Here is a 10,688-nt window from a genome sequence, read left to right as displayed (position 1 = left end):
GTCCATGTTCATCAAAGAAGATTCGTTTTAGCACGTTCGTCTCCATATCCTAACCTTACCAAAAACAAAAACGAGGCGGAAGCCCTGCCCACCCCAAAATTTTATAAATTCTATAATGTTAAAAAAAGACACCCCCATCGGGTGTCTTAACGGCATATTCGCTTACGAACTAACATTCCCTACATTCCCGCCGGACGCAGCCCTCACCGTAATGACCGTCCGCAAACGCTTCGTTTCGCCCGGTTTCAATGTCTGCAATCCGGTCATATCCGGAGGGAGCGGAACATTCGGCGCATTGGTTACCCACGTATAAGGCTCGGGGCATAAGTAGCGTTCTCCTTCCGTACGGTTATGCAGCACCCATTGCTTCCAATGGCCGTCGCACTCGTACTCCACTTCGACGCCTGCGTACAAGTCGGTCAATACGGCGCGATTCTTGCCGTCTTCCGCCGATGGCGCGGCCAGGAACACATCGTCCAAATCGACCCCGTCCATGAACATGGACTTCCGAACCGATTCCCCCAATACACAAGATGCCAGGCGGCCTGTCGGAAGCAAGCGCTCGTCCAGTTCCCATCGCTCGCCTATAGACACCTGCACCTTGCATCGTTCCAGCGATCCTTCCGGCCGGAACGGATAGCGAAACGTCGTATGGTAGCCGAGACCCCAAGGAAATTCCTCCGTACCGGCATTTTCGATATTCGCGTCCATCGTAAGCCGAGCGCCTTCCAACCGGAACGTCATCCGAATAAGAAACGGATGCGGAAACTGCCTCATCACATCGGGAAAACGCGCGGCATCGAACAAGGTAGAGACAATAACCGCTTCTCCTTCCACGCGCATATCCGCAACGTCCCAGGGACGTTCGTGGACAAAACCGTGGATAAAATTATGCTTCTCCGGTTCATTGATATCAAACCGGTAAGTCCGCCCGCCGTAGGTGAAGGTTCCGTCCGCGATCCGGTTCGGCGGGAACAGAATCGGGATGCCGAATAATACAGGCGAATCGGCGTATTGCCGAAGGCTGGCCGGCTCGCGCAGCAGCGGCAAACCGAACCGCTTGCTGCGGAGCGCCGTCACCTGGCTGCCCAAGCCGGGCACGATCACCATCTCGAGCTCATCCGTTTGGGCCAGTATGCCATCGTGACCGAACCATGCGATCCGTTCTGCTGAACATCCGCTCATGGCGACCGCCTTACAAGTATTCCACCGCTCCGCTCTCTACGGAACGATGAATCGCATGAACCAGCTTCGTGTTGAGCAAGCCCGCCGCTTCATTGCTTTCAGGCGTCGTGTTCAGGCGAATATTGTCGATAAAGGAATTCAGCATATAGCTTGGCGCGGAAGTCAATGCGCCGTTAATCGGCGTTCCAAGCGTATGCACATGCTGATAGCTGCTCGCCGCTTTGCGCACCATTTGATCCGACAGATCGACATACAGCGCTCCGTTCTCGCCGATAATTTCATATTTGAAATCGTAAATCAGCGGCATCGTTTCCGGCAAAATCCAGCTTGTCGTAAACGTCGCATGCGTTCCGTCGTCGAAGGAGACGACGGCCTGAATCGAATCGTACGTATCGAGCCCCATCGATACCAGCTTCTTCTTCGTTCCGACCGCGTACACATGGACCGGCTTGCTCTCTTTCAACCATAATGCGATATCGGTGGCATGAGGAAGCAGGAACCAGCCCGGCGTCGAGCCTTTGGACCATTTCAACATTTGGGTAGGCACATAAATCGTATCGTTCAGACGCGAATTGACCGTAATTATTTTCCCGATTTCACCATTCGCCACCGCTTCTTTCACCGCGACAAAAGGCGAGTTCCAACGGTTTTCGAATGCGACCAGACATTTCACCCCGGAACGTTCGACGGCGGCAGCCATTTGTTCGGCCTCTTCCACGCTGGTGGAAAACGGCTTCTCCACCATAATGTGAACGCCTTTCTCCGCAGCAAGCATAACGGGCTTCATATGAAGGAAATCCGGAGTCGCAATGACAACCGCATCCATCTCCTCCTTGTCGAACATGTCTTCCACGTTCGCGTAACCCCGTACTTTGTATTGATCGACGCTGCGCTGCAGCGTTTGCTCGAAAGCGTCGCTCACGGCAACGACCTCCGCAAACGGATTTTGCCGTATCGCCTCGGCGAACAAACTTCCGCGTATCCCCATACCTATGATTCCAACTTTAATCATGAACAACCTCTCCTTACGTCCCAAATTTATTTGACTGCGCCTGCCGTCATGCCGCTGACCAAATATTTTTGCAATAGCCAGAAAGCGATGACGATCGGCAACGTTGTAAACACCGAACCGGCCATAAGATAATCCCAATTGACCACATATTGCCCTTGGAAGCTGGCAATGCCGACCGAGAGCGTCCATTTCTCATAATCGCTAATAAACGTCTGCGCGAACAGAAATTCGTTCCAACTGGTGAGAAACGAGAAAATGCCTGTCACAACCAATCCCGGCAAAGTCAACGGAAGCAGGATGCGGCTGAACGTCATCCAGCGATTGGCTCCGTCCACCATCGCCGCCTCGTCGATCGATACGGAAATGCTGTCGAAGTATCCTTTGAGCATCCATGTGCAGAACGGGATCGCCATGGTCGAGTAAGCGATGACGAGCCCGAAATGCGAATTCAACAGATGAAGATCCTTCATGATGATATATAAAGGGATAATGAGCAGCGATCCCGGAAGCATCTGGGTTACCAGGATCAGATATCCGATCGTCATCCGCCCCTTGTAACGGAACCGCGACATCGAATAAGCGCCCAATGCGGATATAATTAACGAAAACAAGGTCGTTAGAAACGAAACGATCGCCGTATTCAGAAACCAATTGATAAAATTCAAATTGGCGTCGGCATGCGGATTCAACATGCTTTTGTATCCGTTCAGATGCAGACCGGAGGGCAAATATTGCACAGGGTTGCTGTAAATTTCCCCTTGCGTCTTGAACGAAGTGATCATCATCCATAAAAACGGGCCGACGGCAAACAGGGAGAGCAGTACGGCGGCAAGATAGATCGGCAGTTTCTTCATGTCGTTTCCCCCTCTTTCGTCGCTTTCATATACAAGACGGTGAATGCGAGCGAGAGAATGAGCAGAATCATTCCTCCCGCGGCGGCGACGCCGAATTCAAAGTTTTTGAAGCCCATTTGATAAATAAACACGGTCAACACTTCGGTCACGCGGCTCGGGCCGCCTTTGGTCAATACATACACAATTCCGAAGTCCTTAATCGTCCAAATAACGAGCAACAGGAACACGACGACGGAAATCGGACGAAGCATCGGAAGCGTCACGCTCTTGAATTGTCTCCACTTGGAAGCGCCGTCCACCGTCGCGGCTTCGTAAATATCTTTCGGAATGCTTTGCAATCCGGCCAGCAGCATAATGCCGGCGAAAGGGAACCCTTTCCACACGTTGACGAACATCGCCGCCCATAATGCCGTTTGCGTATCCCCTAGAAAGGCCACCGGGTTGGTAAGCAAGGACATTTTCATCAAAATATCGTTAATGACGCCATATTGATAGTCGAACATCAAAATAAAGACGAGACAAGTGACTACTTCAGGCACGGCCCACGGAATAATGACGAGCGCCCGCACCAAGGCCCTTCCTTTGAACTCAATGTTGAGCAAAATGGCCGTCGCAAGGCCGAGCACATATCTTGCCGCGACCGTCACGACAATATAGAGAAACGTAATCCATAACGATTGATAGAAATATCCCGAGTTGAGCACTTTCTTATAGTTGTCCAATCCTACAAACGGATGTCCGCCCGGTATCGGCTTCGCCACAAACCAATATTGCAAGCTCATCAGCGCCGATTTCGCAATCGGGTACAATAAAATTAACGTAATTGAAATGAGTAGAGGAGCAATAAATAGATAGGCAGTCCGGTTGTTCCCGAAAATAGATTTCCGGCCGGTTCCGGCATTCGTCGATGTCCTCATACATCCTCCTCCTTTGCTTGAAAGGAAGGCTACCCGGCAAGCAGATTACCGGATAGCCTTACCGTTTACTCGATCGTGTATTTCATTTCCGTAGCGGCTTTGTCCAAGACTTCCTTCACGTCTTTTTTCCCGATGAACATATCCTCTGCGGCCGTCACCAAAATTTTGGACATCGCCCCCTGCTGCGGAATCGGCGGGTCCATGACCGCAGGACCGTACAGATTTTCCTGATACTCGAAGAACTGGGCCGCGAGCGGATTCTCGCTCGTGTACTCGTCCGTATTCGCATACGTTTTGCTGCTTGGAATCATGCCCGAGCCGGAAATAATGGCCTGCGCTTCCGGAGTCGTCATCCACTCTAGGAATTTCCATGCTTCATCCGCATGTTTGCTGCTCTTGGAGATCATGGCGACGAGCGGATACATCGTCGGATTCGGTTTATAATCTTGACCGTTGTATTGAACGACCGGCTGCGGCAGCAGACCGAGATCGTCCATCAACGCCTGGTCGCGCTCCTTCGTCATGCCGATAAACCACGGGCCGTCCATATTCATGGCCGCTTGTCCGTTCCAGAACATCTCGCGCCCTACTTTTTTGTCCCTTGTTCCCGGAGGCGTCGCTTGCGGATTGTTAATAAAATCCTGCCACCACTTCGCGGCCCATACATTCGCCTCGGAATTGACATTGATGCGATCCGTCGTATACGGTCCCGCTTCTCCGTCCGCGAAGTAAATTCCGCCGGACACCGGTCTTGCTACGAGCCGGTACCACTCGGACGCCACGAACGGATGGGATCCGACGACGCTGGCAAATCCGTATTGATTGTCTTTGCCGAGCTTGATCGCCGCTTCTTTGAAATCTTCCAATGTTTTCACGTCATCGGGGTTGATGCCGGCTTGTTCGAACAACGATTTGCGGTAAAAAATCCCCGTCGTTCCCCATGCGTAATTGGATACGGCATAGTAGGAACCGTCGATTTGGGTTAATTCCTGGCCTACTAAATCGGTTTCAAGATCTTTCCCTTTGATATATTCGTCCAAATTAACGAATGCTCCGCCTTCGACGAGCGAATTGTAAGTATTAATGTTCTCCGGGTACACTTGCACGATGTCGCCTTGCTGGCCTGAGATGACTTCCGTCGTCAGCTTGTCCCAGAAATTTTCGTAGTCGGTTCCGTGCACTTTAATTTCTACGTTCGGATTGATTTCGTTGTATTTGGCGATTAATGCGTCAATAGCCTTTTTGTGCGGCTCTTCGGCGTAGACCGAAGTTTCAAACGTAAGCGTCACTTTTCCGCCTTTGGACGAGTCGCCGGAATCGCCGCTGCCGGCCGACGTATTGCCCCCGCTCGAGCATGCGGAAAGTACGGTGATGAGCATTAGCACAAGAGCGGCCAATGAGAGGGAACTCTTTCGTAATGATTTGCGATTCATGAATCAACACCCCTTCATGTAAATGTATGTTGTATTTCGCCCGCCGCTTCATCCGATCCCGCCGCGAGGCGTGGTTTTATTTAAGCATGACCGTGACAAATCTCACAATAAACACTTTTCAAACGCCAAACTTAGAAGAAAAAAACCGGACGGCAGCCTCCTTCGTTGCTGCGTTCCGGCAATTTCATTGCTTATTTTATCCAGCCGCAAAACAAACTATTTTCGCAACCAAACTTTTATCTTGTTTCCTTGCGGTAATCGCCCGGGGATAGCCCGGAAGACTTCTTAAACGTGCGCGAGAACGAGATCGGGCTCGAATATCCCAATTGCAGCGCAATCGTCTGGATCGGCTCGTCGGTCTCGGTCAGCATCCGCTTCGCTTGTTCAATGCGCAAATGAATCAAGTAATCGACGAATTTCATGCCGAATTGCTCTTTAAACAATTTCGAAACATATTTGCCGTTTAGCCCGAACCGGTCGCTCAGCGTTTCCAAGGAAAGGTTCGCATCCATGAAATTTTTATCGATAAACAGCTTCACTTCATTCATCAGCATATGATGATTTCTCGACTCCCGCAGCGCTTCCGCTTGCCGATCGAACTCTGCCAAACTTTTTGTATAAATATCCTCCAGTTCGGCAAGGCTCTCGAAAGATTGTACCGCAGCGTGCAACGATCGAACCGTATCGGTCTTCCAAATTTTTTGGATATCCGCACTGAGGCCGGACAAGCTTCGATCCAATTGCAGCGTCAATTGGCTGATTAATCGGATAATATCGTTCTTGGCCATTTTCTCCGTGCGAATTCGTTCGAATAATGCGGCAAGCTCGTCCTTCCATTGATCCTTGGACGAGGCGAGAGCGTCGGCGATCGATTTGAGCGTATGCAAATACTCGTATACGTTGCCTTGCAATTGCAAGCTTTTATCGTATTTAATGACGCTGTTTTCTCCATAAATCGACTTGAATTGCAGCGCGTCGCCCGCCTTCCTGTAGGAATCGCGCAGCGCCGAAGGCTCCGCGACCCATTCGCCGATGCCGAACGTAACGGTAAATTTCAAGTATTCGCCGATCCAATCCCGAATCTTGTGCAGCGCCGAATCCAGATTGCCGCGGGAATCGCTTATTTCAAAATCGTCGCCCAACATCACCGTCAATTGATTGGAGGCGTTCCAAAGCGTAACGACCCGGAAGCCCCCCATTTCGAAATTTTCCTTGAGCGCCATGTCGAGCGCAAGCTTGAGCAGCCCTTGGTCCCGTTGGTTGTAATCCTTGCTGAATTTATCGTAGTTATCGATTTCGATCATGAGCACCAATTGGTTCCCGAAAAGCTCCGGCAAATTATATTTGGCCGCTTCCTCTTTCCATTGCTCCATTCCGATGTAACGGGTCCCTTCCAACAGTTCGAACATGAAGAAATTGCGCTTAATGTGCAAATCTTGCTCAAACTGCAGCTCGTATTGATTAAATTGATGAAACATAGTATTGATCGTCGATTCGATCAGCTTAAATTCGTTGTTTGGCCTTGTCCCGTTTTTAGAGTCCGCGGTTTGACCGGAGGCGCGCTGCTGAATCTGCTCTACAATCGATTTGATCGGCTGGTAATTTTTCCTCGTTACATAAATCATCCACCCGACCGCACCGATCATGACGATGATGCCAACCGTAAACCAAACGTTGTAAACGCTTAGAATGAAGCTCACAAAGCCGGTCTGAATTATGCCGCTTTTCGCTTCCCACCCCGTGTAATCCGAATGAATCTGCGACAGCTGCCGCATCCGTTCGTTCGTTCCGGCCTGTTCTTCTTCCGGGAACAAGACGTTTTGTCCGGCCCCGTCGAAGAAATCCAGATAACTGACTTGCGGATTATACATCTCGCTAAGATACGTTCTTAGCGAGTCGGTGCGAACGTTAAGCACCAGCATTCCTTTATCCTTCGAGAAGATCGAGACCGCTCTGGACAGCGTGACGACCGATTTCGGTTTCTCCCACCCCGACTCCCGGTACGGCCTGACGTTCGACCATCGGCTGTTCGGCGTATCCTTCATGCTCTCCACATATTCTTTGTCCGCAAACGTTTGCAAGGGATAGGTCGTGCTCCCGGTAAGCACCGTCTCGTCGCTGTAACGAACCAAATAGATGGAATCGATCAACGGATTGGCGATCATCCAGTCTTGCAAGATGCGAAGCACTTTGACATCCGTATATAGATTGTTCTCCTGCCCAAACTCGTAATATTGCAAAACGTTGTCGTTTCTCAGCATTTCGACGGTCACTTTCTGATCGATGGACTTGAGCGAGTGATCGACCATCCGTACGGCCTGCTCGGCCAGGAAATGATTGGCCCTTGCCGTTTCCTTTTGATTTTGCTCGTTCAATGTAAAGATGAAAATAAAAAATAAAAAAGACGTGACGAAGAAAAATAACGGAATATACGACAATAGCGTCCGAGATAGCCAAGATTTCGTCATATATCGCTCCCCACCCGGTTCTGAGTTTTGATTGAATGCCCTTTCAACCTTTCGACATCATTCTACACTATTTGACGAAATTTCGACACTGCCAAACGGGAAGGAAACGTTGGCAAGAGTGATCGGCATGCAGTATGTGGCGGTTGAACCGGACTGGAAAGAAGCGTTGCGAAAATTGACGGCAATAACGGCCGACAGGATCGGCGTCCATGGCGCAGGGTGAACCGCTGCAATCGCCTTCCGTCGGCTGCACTGGCGTTGCATTAACTTTTTTTTCAGGAAATATTGAGACAGCTGTGTGGATTACGGTGCTATTCCTTCTCATTTCTTCTACCGCCCTGCTCCCCAAGTTTTGCGGACACAGGAGACGCTAATTGTGACAAACGGCCCGATTTCGGACCGTTTGCGGACATACGATCCTTTATTCGCGGCAAAAGCGTAGAAATAAGCCCTCCGACGAACAGATAACGGAACCACTGTCCGCCTAAACAGCGAAAAAGCAAGTTTGACGCAAAATAACGGCCGTACGGTCCGGATAGCAATTCCTCAATGCAACGCCATTGCGTCGGCGGACAATGGCCGCTCAACCCGCCTTTCGTGCCGCAAGCGGCTCCCGGCGCGCGGTGTTCCGCTGCGTGACGGGGGACGGTCGATCACATAAGGGTCATGGGATGGGAAAAACGAGGCGCGAGCGTGATATAATTGAGCAAATAAGTGGGAAAGGCGGACGGATGATGCATATTGTAACCGCGCATGAAATGCGATTGCTGGATCAATATACCATCGAGAAGATCGGGATACCCGCGCTCGTTCTCATGGAAAACGCAAGCCGGGCCGTGGCGGAGGAAATTGCCGCATTGGCGCATGCGGGGGGAACCGTTGGGGCGGGCAAGCCGTGGCTTATGTTGGTCGGCAAAGGAAATAACGGCGGCGACGGCATCGCCGCGGCAAGGCATTTGCGGGAATTGGGCGTCGAGGCGGAGCTGCTGTATGCGATGGAACCGCAGCAATTGACGCAAGACGCCGCGATCCAACGGGATATCGCCGCGAACCTGGGCATTCCCGCCTCCGTGTATGCCCCGGGGAATGTGCAATGGGATCGGTATGCCGGGATTGCGGACGCGCTGCTCGGTACGGGAACGGCCGGCGCTCCGCGGGAGCCGTACGCCTCGCTCATCCGGGAAGCGAACGGCAGCGGCCTGCCGACGGTGGCGATCGATATTCCCAGCGGATTGAACGCGGATACCGGGGAAGTCCATGATCCCTGCATTCGCGCGGATGTGACCGTGGCGCTGGCATTTCTCAAACGGGGATTGACGCAATACCCTGGCGCGGAACGGGCCGGCCGGGTTGCGGTGAAGCCGATCGGTATCCCCGAGGGGTTGGCGGAACGGCACGGCATACGGACCTATTGGGCGGATGAAGCCCTGTTCCAGCGCCGCTTCGGCGTGAAGCTTCCAACGGCGCGCCAAGCGGATGCGCATAAAGGCACCTACGGGCATGCGCTCATTGCGGCCGGGACGCTGCCGTACAGCGGCGCCGGGCTGCTGGCCGCCAGAGCGGCGCTCCGCGCGGGAGCCGGGCTCGTCAGCTGGGCGCTGCCGGAACGGCTGCTCGCGCCGATGATCGGCCGGGCGCCGGAAGCGATGCTGCACGGCGTGCCCGACGACGGGCGCGGCGATTGGGCGGCCGTGCCGGCCGGGGAGGTGCTGCGGCTGGCCGCAGGCAAGAGCGCGCTCGCGATCGGGCCGGGCATGGGCCGCTTTGCGGGCGACGGCGCATGGCTGCGCGCCATCTGGTCGGGCGCGGCATGCCCGCTCGTCGTCGATGCGGATGCGCTCAACATGATCGCGGACGCGGGCGACTTCGGCGCATGGCCGAAGCGCACCCATCCCGTGATCCTCACGCCGCATCCGGGCGAGATGGCGCGCCTTGCGGGCCTGGCCGCGAGCGAGGTGCAGCGCGACCGCATCGGCCTGGCGCGCCGCTATGCCGCGCAGCACGGCGTGACGCTCGTGCTGAAGGGCGCCCGCACCGTGACCGCCACCCCGGAAGGCGACGTGTTCGTCAACACGTCGGGCAACCCGGGGATGGCGACGGGCGGGGCGGGCGACGCGCTCGCGGGCGTCATCGCCGGCCTGCTCGCGCAAGGCTGCGCCGCGGGCCTGGCCGCGGCCCTCGGCGTCTATCTCCACGGCCTGGCTGGCGACCGGGCCGCCGCAAGCCGCCCCTCCCCCGGCTCGCTCATCGCCGGGGACATCATCGATTGCTTATAACCGGAACGCGGTTGCCGCTACAGAACAGGCTGTCTTTAGGTGAACTGAGACAGCCTGTTTTTTTGTCTGCATATCCCTTGACAAAACTTGAAGCATGCGATTATTATATATTTAGATAATTTTCTAAATATTAAATTTCGATGAAAGGAGATCCCGATCCCATGTCTGTCAATGACGCATTTAAAGCGTTGTCCGACCCGACTCGGCGCAAAATACTCGATTTGTTGAAGAACGGCGATCTCACAGCCGGCGAAATCGCCGACAATTTCGATATGACCAAGCCGAGTATTTCCAACCACCTCAATCTTTTAAAGCAAGCCGGACTCGTATGGGTTGAGCGGAGAGGGCAAAATATCGTCTATTCGCTCAACACTTCGGTATTTCAAGACATTATGAAATGGATGATTGACTTACAACAATCGAAAGTCCAGCGGTAAGATGTCAAGCCCCTGATTCATGAGAATTGGAAATTTACTTTAAGGAACAGGTCAATGAGTCAGGAAAAAAGACAACACCAAACTAAACCCAGTTCAAAAATCGAGT

The 10,688-nt window shown here is 53.0% G+C and carries 8 protein-coding genes; 2 read left to right on the top strand and 6 right to left on the bottom strand.

Annotated elements, in window-relative coordinates:
- Nucleotides 1-162: 162 nt before the first annotated feature.
- The 6 genes from KQI79_RS26535 to KQI79_RS26510 form a co-directional block, all read right to left on the bottom strand.
- Nucleotides 163-1,185 carry an aldose 1-epimerase gene (locus KQI79_RS26535; RefSeq protein WP_216541356.1) on the bottom strand — a complete coding sequence of 341 codons (1,023 nt, stop codon included), beginning with the start codon at nt 1,183-1,185 and terminating at the stop codon, nt 163-165.
- 10 nt (nt 1,186-1,195) lie between these two features.
- Nucleotides 1,196-2,197, bottom strand: coding sequence for a Gfo/Idh/MocA family protein (locus tag KQI79_RS26530; RefSeq protein ID WP_216541355.1), 1,002 nt, complete (start codon nt 2,195-2,197; stop codon nt 1,196-1,198).
- Nucleotides 2,198-2,223: 26 nt separating this feature from the next.
- Nucleotides 2,224-3,051 carry a carbohydrate ABC transporter permease gene (locus tag KQI79_RS26525; protein ID WP_216541354.1) on the bottom strand — a complete coding sequence of 276 codons (828 nt, stop codon included), beginning with the start codon at nt 3,049-3,051 and terminating at the stop codon, nt 2,224-2,226.
- A complete protein-coding gene (locus KQI79_RS26520; protein WP_216541353.1) occupies nt 3,048-3,968 on the bottom strand; it encodes a carbohydrate ABC transporter permease in 921 nt (306 codons plus the stop codon). The genes KQI79_RS26525 and KQI79_RS26520 overlap by 4 nt, the downstream gene beginning before the upstream one ends.
- 65 nt (nt 3,969-4,033) lie before the next feature.
- Nucleotides 4,034-5,401 (bottom strand): ABC transporter substrate-binding protein, encoded by a 1,368-nt coding sequence (locus KQI79_RS26515; protein WP_216541352.1) that lies wholly within the window; start codon nt 5,399-5,401, stop codon nt 4,034-4,036.
- Between the two features lie 236 nt (nt 5,402-5,637).
- The gene (locus tag KQI79_RS26510; RefSeq protein WP_216541351.1) at nt 5,638-7,869 is read right to left on the bottom strand and encodes a helix-turn-helix domain-containing protein; all 2,232 of its coding nucleotides are present in this window, start codon (nt 7,867-7,869) and stop codon (nt 5,638-5,640) included.
- 734 nt (nt 7,870-8,603) lie between these two features.
- Between KQI79_RS26510 and KQI79_RS26505 the strand changes: the two genes are divergently transcribed.
- Both KQI79_RS26505 and KQI79_RS26500 read left to right on the top strand, forming a co-directional pair.
- Entirely contained in the window at nt 8,604-10,145 is a 1,542-nt protein-coding gene (locus KQI79_RS26505) for an NAD(P)H-hydrate dehydratase (RefSeq protein ID WP_216541357.1), read from the top strand.
- Between the two features lie 161 nt (nt 10,146-10,306).
- Entirely contained in the window at nt 10,307-10,582 is a 276-nt protein-coding gene (locus tag KQI79_RS26500) for an autorepressor SdpR family transcription factor (RefSeq protein ID WP_216541350.1), read from the top strand.
- The last annotated feature ends 106 nt before the right edge of the window (nt 10,583-10,688 follow it).

It is taken from the genome of Paenibacillus sp. MSJ-34, from assembly GCF_018918005.1.
Taxonomy (GTDB): domain Bacteria; phylum Bacillota; class Bacilli; order Paenibacillales; family Paenibacillaceae; genus MSJ-34.
This window is presented reverse-complemented; position numbering and strand designations above follow the sequence as displayed.

Excerpts from the sequence above, each read along its gene's own strand:
- KQI79_RS26510 (WP_216541351.1), bottom strand. The coding sequence starts at position 7,869 with ATGACGAAATCTTGGCTATCTCGGACGCTATTGTCGTATATTCCGTTA.
- KQI79_RS26535 (WP_216541356.1), bottom strand. The coding sequence starts at position 1,185 with ATGAGCGGATGTTCAGCAGAACGGATCGCATGGTTCGGTCACGATGGC.
- KQI79_RS26530 (WP_216541355.1), bottom strand. The coding sequence starts at position 2,197 with ATGATTAAAGTTGGAATCATAGGTATGGGGATACGCGGAAGTTTGTTC.
- KQI79_RS26525 (WP_216541354.1), bottom strand. The coding sequence starts at position 3,051 with ATGAAGAAACTGCCGATCTATCTTGCCGCCGTACTGCTCTCCCTGTTT.
- KQI79_RS26505 (WP_216541357.1), top strand. The coding sequence starts at position 8,604 with ATGCATATTGTAACCGCGCATGAAATGCGATTGCTGGATCAATATACC.
- KQI79_RS26515 (WP_216541352.1), bottom strand. The coding sequence starts at position 5,401 with ATGAATCGCAAATCATTACGAAAGAGTTCCCTCTCATTGGCCGCTCTT.
- KQI79_RS26520 (WP_216541353.1), bottom strand. The coding sequence starts at position 3,968 with ATGAGGACATCGACGAATGCCGGAACCGGCCGGAAATCTATTTTCGGG.
- KQI79_RS26500 (WP_216541350.1), top strand. The coding sequence starts at position 10,307 with ATGTCTGTCAATGACGCATTTAAAGCGTTGTCCGACCCGACTCGGCGC.